Genomic DNA, 11,973 nt, shown 5'->3' on the forward strand with positions numbered 1-11,973 from the left:
TGCTATACCTGGCGCTGCCTGCCCGCCCAGAATTCGGCGCGCAGCCGGCGCTTGGCGATCTTGCCGTTGTCGTCGCGCGGCAACTCCGACCGCAGTTGCAATTCGCGCGGCACCTTGTAGCGTGCGATTCGCTCCCCCAGCCATTGCGTCAGCGTCTCGGGATCGGGCGAGGCGCCCGCCGCGGGCTGCACCAGCGCCATCAACCTCTCTCCGTACTCGTCGTCAGGCACGCCGAACACCGCGCAATCCGCCACGCCCGGATACTGCATCAGCTGATGCTCGACCTCGGCCGGATAGATGTTCACGCCGCCCGAGATCACCAGGTCCGATTCGCGGTCGCACACGTAGAGATAGCCGTCCGCGTCCAGATAGCCCAGGTCGCCCAGGCCGATGAGTCCGTCCTTCTCCACGTCGGCGCGGGCCTGCGGGTTGTTGCGATAGGTGAAGTCCGCGTAGGCCGGCTGGCGCACGTGGATACGGCCGACCTGGCCCGCCGCGCAGGGCGAGCCGTCTTCGGCATAGATCCTGACCTGCGCGCCGCCGATGGGCCGGCCGGCGCTGCCGGGGCGGGCGAGCGCTTCGTGCGAATCGATGACCGTGACCATGCCCGCCTCGCTCGACGCATAGGTTTCATGGATGACGGGACCCAGCCATTCGATCATGGCGCGCTTGATTTCCGGCGCGCAGGGCGCGCCGGTCGAGGCCACGAAGCGCAGCGACGACAGGTCATGCGCGGCGCGGGTGGCGGCGTCCAGCCTCAAGAGGCGCACGTACATGATGGGCACCAGATACACCGTATCGATGCGATGCGCCTCGATCAGGCGCAGGACTTCCACCGGATCGAACCTGTCCGTCAGCACGAAGGTCTCGCAGACCCGCAAGGCGACCTGCGCGAATACGCTGGGCGCGCTGTGGTAGATCGGCGCGGGCAGCAGCGCGCGCGATCCTGGACGCAGGCCGTAGGCCGCCTCCACCACCGCTTCGACCTGTTCCAGGTGGCGCGCCAGATGTTCCAGCGGGAACGGCGCGCGCACCACGCCTTTGGGCCGGCCGGTGGTGCCCGAGGTATAGGCCATGTGGCCGCGCGGCGCCACGCGCGGGCCGTCGTAGGGCTGCTGGCTGTCACGCCAGGCGTCGTAGTCCGCATGACCGCACTGCGACGCGCCGGGACCGGCCAGCAGCACCGGCAGACTGGCGGGCAACGCATCGCGCAGCGGCAACCACAGATCAGCATGGGCGATCAGCAGGCGGGCGCCGCTGTCTTCGATGAGGAATGCCGCTTCCGCCGCGGTGAAGTGCCAGTTGATCGGGCAGTAGTAGCAGCCCAGCCGCTTGCAGGCCTGGATGATCTCCAGATAAGGCAGGCCGTTGCGCAGCAGCACGGCGATCACATCGCCTTCGCGCACGCCCATTGCCGCCAGGCCGGCGGCGACCTGTACGCCGCGCGCGGCCAGCGCCGCGCCCGACAAGTGTTGGCCGCCCGCGTGGATCGTGCTGTCCGTCATGCGCCCCCCGTGCTGCGCTGCGCCTTGTCCTGCGCGGTGCGCGCTTCGATGGCCTGGCGCGCGGCGGCCCAGTCCGCGTCGCTCCATTCGGCGTATTGCTTGAAGTAGGCGCCGTTGGCCAGATAGTCGCCGCCGTCCAGCGCAATGGTCTGGCCGTTGATCCAGTCATAGCCCGGACTCAGCAGGAACGCCGCCAGCTCGCCGATGTCATGCCCCGTGCCCAGGCGCCGCATCGGATTCTGTTGCGTCTGCGCATCCGCGCCCGAATCCTTGGGCCGCAGCCGCGCGCTGGCCCCTTCGGTCGGAATCACGCCCGGCGCGATGGCGTTCAGCCGGATGCCGTGGCGGCCCCATTCGATGGCCAGCGACTTGGTCATGGCGTCTATGCCGGCCTTGGACATGGCCGAGGGCACCACGAAGGGCGAACCGGTCCAGACCCAGGTCACCACGATGGACAGCACGGCTCCGCCCGTGCCTTGGGCGATCCAGCGCTTGCCGACGGCCTGGGTCGTGTAGAAGGTGCCGCGGAACACCGTGTCGGCGATGGCGTTGAAGCCGCGCGGCGACAGTTTCTCGGTGGGACTGATGAAATTGCCCGCGGCGTTGTTGATGAGGCCGGTCAGCGGACCATGCCCGGTCCAGATGGCGTCGACCGCGGCGTCCACGGCCTCGGCATCCCGGATATCCACCGCCTGGACGTGGACCTCGGCGCCGTAACGTGCGCGCAGCCCGGCGGCGGCTTCTTCCAGCACCGCGGCGCGGCGTCCCCACAGGTGCAGCGCAGCGCCCAGCGACGCCAGGCGCTCGGCCATGGCATAGCCCAGGCCGGTGCCGCCCCCGGTGACGAGGATGCGCTCGCCGCGGAACAGATCGGCGCGGAACATGGTTTGCGGGACGGTCCCGCCGGGCTGGTTTTGGGGCATGGCCTAGTCTCCTTGGTGATGGAGGCCAGAATATCAACCGCCGCCACGCCGCGACAATCCCGCAGCTTGCGTAAACTATGTTTCCTCACAGTCAACAATAGGACCGCGCATGCCCGCCCTGCCCGCGCTGGACCTCAACCTGATACAGCTGTTCGTGACCATCGTCGATGCCGGCACGCTGAGCGAGGCGGCGGTGCGCCACGGCGTGACCCGGTCGCATGTAAGCCGCAACCTGCAGAAACTGGAACGCGCCTTCGGCGCCCAGCTCATCCGCCGCAGCACCCGGCGGCTGGAGCTGACGCAGCAAGGCTCGGTGCTGTACGAGCACGGTGCGCGCATGGCGCGCGAGGTCGAATCCGCCCGCCATGCGCTGCAAAAGCTCGGCACCGAGCCTGCGGGCCACGTCCGGCTGAGCATTCCCACCGGCCTGGGAGAACTGGACCAATTGCGCCCGCTGCTGGTGAGCTTCGCCTTGCGCCATCCTGCGCTGACGCTGCGCGTGCTGTTCTCGAACCGGGTGAGCGACCTGATTTCGTCGGAAATCGACGTGGCGCTGCGGGTGATGACGACGCCGCCGCAGGATTACGTGGCGCGCGCGCTGGGCGACGTGAAATGGGTGCTGTGCGCGGCGCCTTCCTATCTGCAGCAGTTCGGCCCGCCCGCCCATCCGCGCGACCTCGGCCGCCTGCACTTCCTGGGTCCGCCCGACCCCAGGCCCCAGGTCACGCTGCGGCTGCGCCGCAAGGACCAGCTGCATGAGGCCAAGCTCGCGCCGCGGCTGCAGTCGGAGTATTTCCCGTTCCTGGCGCAAGCCGCCCGCGCCGGCGCGGGCGTGGCGCTGCTGCCGGCCTACGTGGTGCACGAGGATCTTGCCGCGGGACGGCTGACGCCGGTGCTGCCGGCCTACCAGGCCATGGGGCCAGGCGACAAGCTGTTCATCCTGACCACGCCCAACCCCTACCCCTCGACCGCACAGCGCGCGGTGGTCGATTTCCTGCGTACCGAACTGACCGTGCTGCTGCGCGATTTTCTTGCGTAGACCCGCGTCGCCTCGCTGGGCCGCAACATGCGCGTAGGACTTTCTTGATAAAAGAGGCTTGCGACCCGCGCACGCCTCGGCCAGAGTATCGGTTTGGGCCAACGACCGCCCGCCCCTGATTGCAGTAGGGGAACTTTGGCGGTTCGCTCAAGTCTTATATAAGATATAAGACATACGGCCGCGCAGGCATCAGTCTCACATAGAATGACAAATGCGCAAAAACGCCAGAAAATGCCGGCTTCAACCGGGCAAAACCACGGAGTCCATCATGCCGCACAACACCCTAGACACCCTCAAGAATTTCAAGATCGGCAATAAATCCTGTCAGTACTATTCGCTGCCGGCGCTGGGCAAGTCCCTCGGCATCGACGTGCAGCGGCTCCCGGTTTCGATCCGCATCGTGCTGGAATCCGTGCTGCGCAACTGCGACGGCAAGAAGGTCACCGAAGAGCACGTCAAGCAGTTGGCCAACTGGCAGGCCAATGCCCGCCGCGAAGACGAAATTCCGTTCGTGGTGGCCCGCGTGGTGCTGCAGGACTTCACCGGCGTGCCGCTGCTGGCCGACATCGCGGCCATGCGTTCCGTGGCCGACAAGATGGGCAAGAGCCCCAAGAGCATCGAGCCGCTGGTGCCGGTGGACCTGGTGGTGGACCACTCGGTCATGATCGACTACTTCGGCACCAAGAATGCGCTGGACCTGAACATGAAGCTGGAATTCAAGCGCAATCAAGAGCGCTACCAGTTCATGAAGTGGGGCATGCAGGCGTTCGACACCTTTGGCGTCGTGCCTCCGGGCTTCGGCATCGTCCACCAGGTCAACCTGGAATACCTGGCGCGCGGCGTGCACCTGGACAAGAAGAACAACGTCTACTACCCGGATTCCCTGGTGGGCACCGACAGCCACACCACCATGATCAACGGCATCGGCGTGGTAGGCTGGGGCGTGGGCGGCATCGAAGCCGAGGCCGGCATGCTGGGCCAGCCCGTGTACTTCCTGACCCCCGACGTGGTCGGCGTGGAACTCAAGGGCAAGCTGCGCGGCGGCGTCACGGCCACCGACCTGGTGCTGACCATCACTGAAATGCTGCGCCGCGAGAAGGTGGTGGGCAAGTTCGTCGAATTCTGCGGCGAAGGCACCGCCAGCCTGTCCGTGGCCGAACGCGCCACCATCGGCAACATGGCGCCGGAGTACGGCGCCACCATGGGCTTCTTCCCGGTCGACGAGCGCACCATCGACTACTTCCGCGGCACCGGCCGCACGGAAGACGAAATCGCCGCCTTCGAGGCCTACTTCAAGGCCCAGAAGATGTTCGGCGTGCCCAAGGCGAAGGACATCAATTTCACCAAGCTGCTGACGCTGGACCTGTCCACCGTCGCGCCGTCGCTGGCAGGTCCGAAGCGCCCGCAAGACCGCATCGAGATCGGCAACGTCAAGAACACCTTCATCGACCTGTACTCCAAGCCGGTCGCTGAAAACGGCTTCAATCAGCCGGCCGAAAAGCTGGAGCAGACCTTCACCACCAGCGCCGGCACCAAGGTCAAGAACGGCGACGTCCTGATCGCCGCCATCACGTCCTGCACCAACACCTCCAACCCCAGCGTGCTGCTGGCGGCCGGCCTGCTGGCCAAGAAGGCGGTGGAAGCCGGCATGACCGTGCCCAAGCACATCAAGACTTCGCTGGCCCCGGGATCGCGCGTGGTCACCGAATACCTGACCAAGACGGGCCTCTTGCCCTACCTGGAAAAGCTGGGCTTCGACGTGGCCGCCTACGGTTGCACGACCTGCATCGGCAACGCCGGCGACTTGACCCCGGACCTGAACGAGGCCATCACCGGCAACGACCTGATCTGCTCGGCCGTGCTCTCGGGCAACCGCAACTTCGAGGCCCGCATCCACCCGAACATCAAGGCCAACTTCCTGGCCTCGCCCCCGCTGGTCGTGGCCTACGCCCTGGCCGGCACGGTCACGCGCGACCTGATGACCGAGCCCGTGGGCCGCGGCAAGAACGGCGACGTGTGGCTGGGCGACATCTGGCCGACCACCGAGGAAATCGAATCGCTGCTGAAGTACGCCCTGGATCCCAAGGCGTTCGAGGCCAACTACGGCCAGGTCAAGAGCAACCCGGGCAAGCTCTGGGAGAACATCAAGGGCGTTACCGGCGACACCTACAACTGGCCTGATTCCACCTACATCGCCGAACCGCCCTTCTTTGACGGCTTCGGCATGACGCCGGGCGCGATGCCGACGGTCAAGAACGCCCGTGCGTTGGGCGTGTTCGGCGACTCGGTCACGACCGACCACATCTCGCCGGCCGGCTCCATCAAGGAAACCTCGCCCGCGGGCAAGTGGCTGAAGGAAAACGGCGTCATGAAGGCCGACTTCAACAGCTATGGCTCGCGCCGCGGCAACCACGAGATCATGATGCGCGGCACCTTCGCCAACGTGCGCATCAAGAACCTCATGATTCCGGCGCTGCCGGACGGCAGCCGCTTCGAGGGCGGCGACACCCTGTTCCAGCCCACCGGCGAACAGATGTCCATCTATGACGCGGCCATGAAGTACGTTGGCGCGGGCACCCCCACCGTGGTGTTCGGCGGCGAAGAGTACGGCACCGGCTCGTCACGCGACTGGGCGGCCAAGGGCACCCAGCTGCTGGGCGTGAAGGCCGTGATCACCCGCAGCTTCGAACGCATCCACCGCAGCAACCTGGTCGGCATGGGCGTGCTGCCCCTGCAGTTCAAGGGCTCGGACAGCGTGCAGTCGCTGGGCATCACCGGCGAGGAAACCTACGACATTTCCGGCCTGGAAAACGGCATCAAGCCGATGCAGGACGTGACGCTGACGATCACCCGCAAGGACGGTTCGAAGCAGGACGTGACGGTGCTGCTGCGCATCGACACCCCGATCGAGGTGGACTACTACCAGCACGGCGGCATCCTGCCTTTTGTGCTGCGCCAGCTGCTGGCTGCCTGATCGCCTGACCGGCAAGGCAATGGCCCGGGAACCGCGAGGTTCCCGGGCCATTTTCATTGCGGCCGCGCTTCAAATCAGTCCGCGAACTCGTAGGCGTCCATTGCCAGCGCGCCGTACGAGATTTCATCGGTCAGGCGCTGAAAACCGGTTCCGCCCGCTCCCAGCGCCACGTACAGGGGCATCAGGTGGTCGTCGTGCGGATGAGCCTGCGACGCGCCTGGCGCCTGCGCCTGCCAGTCCAGCAGCGCCGGCAAGTCATGGCCGCCCAGCTTGTCCGCGTACCACTGCTGGAAGGCCGGCACGTAGGGCAGCGCGGGCGCGTCCTGCGGCATGCGCACGTGGCGCAGGTTGTGCGTCAGCGAACCCGAGCCGATGACCAGGATGTCCTCGTCCCGCAGCCGGGCCAGCGCGCGGCCCAGCTCCAGCTGGCCAGCCGCATCCCGCCCCATGTCCAGCGACAGCTGCACCACTGGCACGTCCGCTTCCGGATAGAGGTAGCGCAGCGGCACCCAGGCGCCATGGTCCAGCGGGCGACGCGGATCCAGGTCGGCCGCGATGCCCGATTCGGCCAGCAGGGTTTGCACCCGCGCCGCCAGTTCCGGCGAGCCAGGGGCCGCGTACTGCAATTGATAGAGTTCCGGCGGAAAACCGCCGAAATCGTGCCAGGCCACCTGGCGGTCGCGGGTGGACAGCGCCAGACCCTCGCCCATCCAGTGCGGCGACACGACCAGGATGCCCTTGGGCTTGCGGCCCTGCGCGGCGCTCCAGGCGGCAAGCGCCGGGCCGGTCTGTCCAGGCTCGACGGCGAGCATGGGGGATCCATGGGATACGAAAAGCGTAGGCCAACGCATGGCGGCGCCTCCTGATATTGAGTAGATGAGGGTATTTTCCGCCGTTTCCTCTCAGCAATAAACCACCTTGATTGGCATTATCTGTTGCTGCTTTAGCATCAATAAATTTGTACCGCCATGGCTGGCGCGCCTCACGGGGGGCTGCGCGCCGCCGTCCGCGCCGGGCGTTAAACTACACAGTTGCACACTTACTGGACGCTCCCCGAAGTTATGGCCCGATCCCGCAGCCAATCCGCTCCCCGCCTCACCCGTGACGCCGCCAAACTGGTCGCGCTTGCCCAGGCGCTCAACCGCTCGGGCAGCCGCCTCGAAGACGTGTTCTGGGAGAACCAGCTTGGCGTAGCGATTCCGAAGCTGCTCAAGGCGGGGCAGGACGCTCCCCTGGAAGCGGCCCTGGACCACCTCGCCCAGAACGACGTGGGCGCATACGAGATCCTGATCGAACAGGCCGAAACCCTGTCCGAATCGATGAAGATCGAGAAAAATGGCGTCCACTACGACATTTTGCTGGTCGTGGCCCCCATCGTCGCCTGGACCCGCTACGCCATTCCGACCGGCCCGATCGCCGCCGGCGCGCAACAGGCCCTGCTGGCGCAGCTGCATGGGCATGTCCTGTCCAGCAAGGCCCGCAGCTCGCTGATGCCGGTGCTGGTCAGCGTGGACCAGATGCCCCGCACCTTCTCCGAAACCTGGCAATGGCTGCAGCGCCTGGGCACCCAGGCGCTGGGCGCCGAAACCGCCAAGCCCGCCTTGAACACCGAGACCGAGACGGCCAACATGCTGGCCGATACGCGCTATATCGTGGCGGCCGTCGCGGTACCCGAAGGCGAGCCGATCTTCCGCTGGCAGGAACAGCTGGGCGAAGCCGACGCCAGCCGCGACGCCTGCCAGGAACAATGGGCGGCGCAGGCCCAACCGACCCTGGCCAACCTGCTGCCAGGCTGCGGTTTCGAAGCCCTGCTGCCCGACGCCTACTATGTCAGCAACCGCGAAGCCGACCGGCGGGTGCGCCCCTTGTCCCTGCGCGCGGCGGTCAGCTGGCTCGAAGGCGCGGTCAGCCTGGAAGCCTCCCAGTTGCGGGCGGTGGTGGCCGGCTGCGGCGAAAGCCGCATCGACGAATACCGCATCGGCTTCACCGCGCGCAGCAGCAACGACGTGTACTACGGCTGCGTCTGGCCGCTGTACGGGCGCGAGGAAGACCTGCCGTCCGACGAAGGCCAGCCCGACGTGGTGGACGAGATCGCCGCGCTGCTCAAGGAATACGGCGTCACCGAAGTACGCCGCATCCCTGGCGTGCTGCCTCCCGAGTACTGTGAAGACTGCGGCGCGCCCTACTTCCCGAATCCGCTGGGCGAATTGGTGCATGCCGAACTGCCCGAGGACGCGGAGGCCTCGCCGGCCAAGTTCCACTAGGCCACCATGCAAGCGGACATCTTCTGCCGGGTCGTCGACAACTATGGCGACATTGGCGTTTGCTGGCGCCTGGCGCGCCGGCTGGCGCACGGCCGCGGCTGGGATGTGCGCCTGTGGGTCGACGACCTGGCCAGCTTCGCCCGCATCCAGCCCGGGATTGCCACGGACAGCCCGCGCCAGCAACTGGCGGGCATCGACATCGTGCGTTGGTCCGAATCGCCGGATCCGGCGCTGGCCGCGCGGGACGTGGTGATCGAGGCATTCGCTTGCGACCCACCCGAGGCATTCCTGGAAAGCATGCGGCGCGTGCATCCGGCCTGGATCAACCTGGAATACCTGAGCGCCGAATCCTGGGTGGAAAGCTGCCATGGCCTGCCCTCGCAGCGGCCGGATGGACTGATCAAGCACTTTTTCTTTCCCGGCTTCACCCAGGCCACCGGCGGGCTGTTGCGCGAGCCGGGCCTGTCGGCCGAGCGCGACGCCCTGCAGGCATCGCCGCAAGACCAGGAAACCTTCCTGCGGTCGCTGGGCGTGCCGCAGGATCTGCTGTTGCGCCGCCGCGACGGTGCGCGCACCGTGTCCCTGTTTTGCTATCCGACTGCGCCGATCACGGCGCTGGCCGGGGCCCTGGCGGCCGACCCGCGCCCCAGTCTGCTGCTTGCCCCCGAAGGCGTAGCCCCCGGACTGGAAGCCGCCTGCGCGGCGCCGGGCGCGCCGTCGGTGGCCCGCCTGCCCTTCGTGGCGCAGCCCGATTTCGACCGGCTGCTGTGGTGCTGCGACCTGAATTTCGTGCGGGGCGAGGACTCCTTCGTCCGCGCCGCCTGGGCCGCGCGCCCCCTGGTCTGGCAGATCTACCCCCAGGACGAAAACGTGCACCTGGAGAAACTGGAAGCCTGGCTGGCACGCTATCCGGCCCCCGAAACCGCCCAGGCGCTGATCCGAGCCTGGAACCACCCGGAAACGGGCGCAACCCCTGCGGCGCTGTCCGCCGCCCTGGCGCCGGCCGCCTGGGCGGACTGGGCCGCCGCCGCGCGGGCCTGGGACGCCAGCCAGGCCGCACTACCGGATCTTGCCGAAAATCTGGCTGATTTTTGCGCAGACTTGGCCAAGAAACGTTAGAATAGAGAGTTTTCCGAGCGCCCTGTATTTGTCGGGCCTCAACTATGACGCCTCCCGGGGTGTGCATGAAGCCGCTGTCTGCGGCGGCTTTTTGCAAGCACGGCGAGTGCACCCATCACCCCCGGAGTTTTATCGATGAAAACCGCTCAGGAATTGCGAGTCGGCAACGTGGTCATGGTCGGCAAGGATCCCCTCGTGGTCCAGAAGGCCGAATACAACAAGTCCGGCCGTAACGCCGCTGTTGTGAAGCTGAAGTTCAAGAACCTGTTGACCGCCTCGGCCAGCGAATCGGTCTACAAGGCCGACGAAAAGTTCGAAGTCGTCCAGCTCGACCGCAAGGAGTGCACCTACTCCTACTTCGGCGACCCGATGTACGTCTTCATGGACGAAGAGTACAACCAGTACGAAATCGAAGCCGAAAGCATGGGCGACGCCCTGAACTACCTGGAAGAAGCGATGCCCGTGGAAGTGGTCTTCTACGACGGCCGCGCCATTTCGGTTGAACTGCCCACGACCCTCGTGCGCGAAATCACCTACACCGAACCCGCCGTGCGTGGCGATACCTCGGGCAAGGTGACCAAGCCCGCCAAGATCAACACCGGCTACGAACTGAACGTGCCGCTGTTCTGCGCCATCGGCGACAAGATCGAAATCGACACCCGCACGAACGAATACCGCAGCCGCGTCAACAACTGATCCGGCAAGCAGGCAAGAAAAAGCCAGACCTTCGGGTCTGGCTTTTTTTATTGCCGCGGCGCGCTGGCGTTACTGCAGCCGCTCGTCGTCCAGGAAATCCGGCACCGCCATGACGTCGATGCCATCCTCGGCCAGCGATTCGCGTTCTTCCGGCGTGGCCGTGCCGCGGATCGGGCGGTCGTCGGCATCGCCTTCGTGGATGCGGCGCGCCTCTTCGGCGAAGCGCGGTCCGACGTTTTCGGTGTTGCGCAGCAAGGCGCGCACCTGGCGCATGACGACCGCCTGCAATGCGGCCATTTTTTCCGCGTCGGAGGCATTGGCCGGCAGCTGGGGCTGGGCGGCGGGCGCGTGCAGATGGGCGACGTTCAGGCGCGGCGCGGACAGCCGCTTGGTGATGCTGGCCGAACCGCAAACCGGGCACGTGACGAGGCCACGCGCCTGTTGCGCGTCATAGTCTTCGTGCGAACCGAACCAGCCCTCGAAAATGTGGCTGTGTTCGCACTGGAGGTCGAAAACTTTAAGTGCCATGGCGTCTATATGGGGTGCAACTCCCAGAATACAAGAAAGCGCCGGCGACAGGCGCTTAGCCCCTGCGAGCGCAACACCTATTCCCGGCCGGCCAGCACAAAGCGGGCCCGCAGGCCCGCTTTTGCGCATGCCCGAAGGTTACTTGCCGCGGTTCTGGGCCGCCGGGTTCCCTACTTGCGCCTGCTGCGCCTGCAAGGCGTCGATCTGGCGTTGCAGGTCGCGCAGCTGCTGGCGCACGTCCTTCTGCTGGTCGGCCAGCGCCGTGGCTTCCTGGCGCGACTGCTCCTGGCGCGCAGCGACCTGCTCTTCCTGCTGCAGGCGCACCGCGCGATCGGCCTGCAGGGCGCTCAGTTCGGCGCTGCGGCTGGCCAGCAGCTTCTCGGCGTGCGCGTACTCGGCCTGCATCTTGATGCGCTTGATGTCCACCTCGGCCAGTTCGGCGGATTGGGCGACGAAGGCGCGGTAGGTGGCTTCGGCCTGCTTGTCCGACTTGGTCTTCACCACGCGCCAGAAGTCCTTTTGCTGGAACAAGGCGACGTAATAGGTCAGGTCGTCCGGCTTGAACAGCAGGCTGGCGCCGTAGGTGCCGTTGTAGGCCGTGCGCAGCTCCGACACCTGGCGGCTTTGGATCAGGCTTTGCAGCTCCGACAGCGTGGATGCGGGACGCGCGGCTGGCGGCGGCGCGGGGGGAGTCACGGGCGTGGAAGCCGCCTGCGTGTCCTCGACCTGTTTAACCGTGGCCCGGGGCGCTTCGGATTGTGCGCTGGCGCAAGCGGCCAGGCCGGACAGGGCCGTGCCCAGCAGCGCCATGCGGACGGCGCCACGGATAATCTGGACGTTCATGCCTTCCCCAAAAAAATCGTTGCGGAACTATAGCAATTTATTTCGGCCGGGACAGATACGCTTACATGCGCCGGCCGCGCGA

The 11,973-nt window shown here is 66.4% G+C and carries 10 protein-coding genes; 5 read left to right on the plus strand and 5 right to left on the minus strand.

What is annotated here, in order from left to right; translation table 11 throughout:
• Positions 1–2: 2 nt before the first annotated feature.
• Complete coding sequence (locus ACZ5YA_RS10675) at positions 3–1,505, minus strand: AMP-binding protein (RefSeq protein ID WP_280016659.1); 1,503 nt, start codon at positions 1,503–1,505, stop codon at positions 3–5.
• Positions 1,502–2,389, minus strand: coding sequence for an SDR family oxidoreductase (locus ACZ5YA_RS10680; protein WP_054453670.1), 888 nt, complete (start codon positions 2,387–2,389; stop codon positions 1,502–1,504). Before ACZ5YA_RS10680 ends, ACZ5YA_RS10675 begins: the two co-directional genes overlap by 4 nt.
• A 148-nt stretch (positions 2,390–2,537) precedes the next feature.
• On the opposite strand from ACZ5YA_RS10680, the gene ACZ5YA_RS10685 reads away from it, so the two are divergent.
• Both ACZ5YA_RS10685 and acnA read left to right on the plus strand, forming a co-directional pair.
• A complete protein-coding gene (locus tag ACZ5YA_RS10685; RefSeq protein ID WP_118932540.1) occupies positions 2,538–3,467 on the plus strand; it encodes a LysR family transcriptional regulator in 930 nt (309 codons plus the stop codon).
• 268 nt (positions 3,468–3,735) lie between these two features.
• Positions 3,736–6,441 carry an aconitate hydratase AcnA gene (acnA, locus tag ACZ5YA_RS10690; protein ID WP_059372277.1) on the plus strand — a complete coding sequence of 902 codons (2,706 nt, stop codon included), beginning with the start codon at positions 3,736–3,738 and terminating at the stop codon, positions 6,439–6,441.
• Between the two features lie 74 nt (positions 6,442–6,515).
• On the opposite strand, the gene ACZ5YA_RS10695 is transcribed toward acnA, so the two are convergent.
• Positions 6,516–7,292, minus strand: coding sequence for a DODA-type extradiol aromatic ring-opening family dioxygenase (locus ACZ5YA_RS10695; RefSeq protein ID WP_251882042.1), 777 nt, complete (start codon positions 7,290–7,292; stop codon positions 6,516–6,518).
• Positions 7,293–7,502: 210 nt separating this feature from the next.
• Here ACZ5YA_RS10695 and ACZ5YA_RS10700 point away from each other — a divergent pair, with 210 nt between their 5' ends.
• The 3 genes from ACZ5YA_RS10700 to efp all read left to right on the plus strand — a co-directional run bounded on the left by ACZ5YA_RS10700 (position 7,503) and on the right by efp (position 10,520).
• Positions 7,503–8,705 (plus strand): DUF2863 family protein, encoded by a 1,203-nt coding sequence (locus ACZ5YA_RS10700; protein WP_059372273.1) that lies wholly within the window; start codon positions 7,503–7,505, stop codon positions 8,703–8,705.
• 6 nt (positions 8,706–8,711) lie between these two features.
• On the plus strand, positions 8,712–9,824 hold the full coding sequence (gene earP / locus ACZ5YA_RS10705) for an elongation factor P maturation arginine rhamnosyltransferase EarP (RefSeq protein ID WP_251882040.1): 1,113 nt from the start codon (positions 8,712–8,714) through the stop codon (positions 9,822–9,824).
• Positions 9,825–9,959: 135 nt separating this feature from the next.
• The gene (gene efp, locus ACZ5YA_RS10710) at positions 9,960–10,520 is read left to right on the plus strand and encodes an elongation factor P (RefSeq protein WP_006225610.1); all 561 of its coding nucleotides are present in this window, start codon (positions 9,960–9,962) and stop codon (positions 10,518–10,520) included.
• A 69-nt stretch (positions 10,521–10,589) separates the two neighbouring features.
• Here efp and ACZ5YA_RS10715 read toward each other — a convergent pair whose 3' ends face one another.
• The gene (locus ACZ5YA_RS10715) at positions 10,590–11,048 is read right to left on the minus strand and encodes a DUF1178 family protein (protein ID WP_059372268.1); all 459 of its coding nucleotides are present in this window, start codon (positions 11,046–11,048) and stop codon (positions 10,590–10,592) included.
• A 138-nt stretch (positions 11,049–11,186) separates the two neighbouring features.
• The gene (locus ACZ5YA_RS10720; protein WP_464092480.1) at positions 11,187–11,891 is read right to left on the minus strand and encodes a DUF2968 domain-containing protein; all 705 of its coding nucleotides are present in this window, start codon (positions 11,889–11,891) and stop codon (positions 11,187–11,189) included.
• Positions 11,892–11,973 lie beyond the last annotated feature (82 nt).

Source organism: Achromobacter sp. JCM 18799, from assembly GCF_055395645.1.

Bases quoted from the DNA above. Each gene is read 5' to 3' on its own strand.
- ACZ5YA_RS10695 (WP_251882042.1), bottom strand. From the start codon at position 7,292: ATGCGTTGGCCTACGCTTTTCGTATCCCATGGATCCCCCATGCTCGCC.
- acnA (WP_059372277.1), top strand. From the start codon at position 3,736: ATGCCGCACAACACCCTAGACACCCTCAAGAATTTCAAGATCGGCAAT.
- earP (WP_251882040.1), top strand. From the start codon at position 8,712: ATGCAAGCGGACATCTTCTGCCGGGTCGTCGACAACTATGGCGACATT.
- ACZ5YA_RS10685 (WP_118932540.1), top strand. From the start codon at position 2,538: ATGCCCGCCCTGCCCGCGCTGGACCTCAACCTGATACAGCTGTTCGTG.
- ACZ5YA_RS10720 (WP_464092480.1), bottom strand. From the start codon at position 11,891: ATGAACGTCCAGATTATCCGTGGCGCCGTCCGCATGGCGCTGCTGGGC.
- ACZ5YA_RS10715 (WP_059372268.1), bottom strand. From the start codon at position 11,048: ATGGCACTTAAAGTTTTCGACCTCCAGTGCGAACACAGCCACATTTTC.
- ACZ5YA_RS10675 (WP_280016659.1), bottom strand. From the start codon at position 1,505: ATGACGGACAGCACGATCCACGCGGGCGGCCAACACTTGTCGGGCGCG.
- ACZ5YA_RS10700 (WP_059372273.1), top strand. From the start codon at position 7,503: ATGGCCCGATCCCGCAGCCAATCCGCTCCCCGCCTCACCCGTGACGCC.
- efp (WP_006225610.1), top strand. From the start codon at position 9,960: ATGAAAACCGCTCAGGAATTGCGAGTCGGCAACGTGGTCATGGTCGGC.
- ACZ5YA_RS10680 (WP_054453670.1), bottom strand. From the start codon at position 2,389: ATGTTCCGCGCCGATCTGTTCCGCGGCGAGCGCATCCTCGTCACCGGG.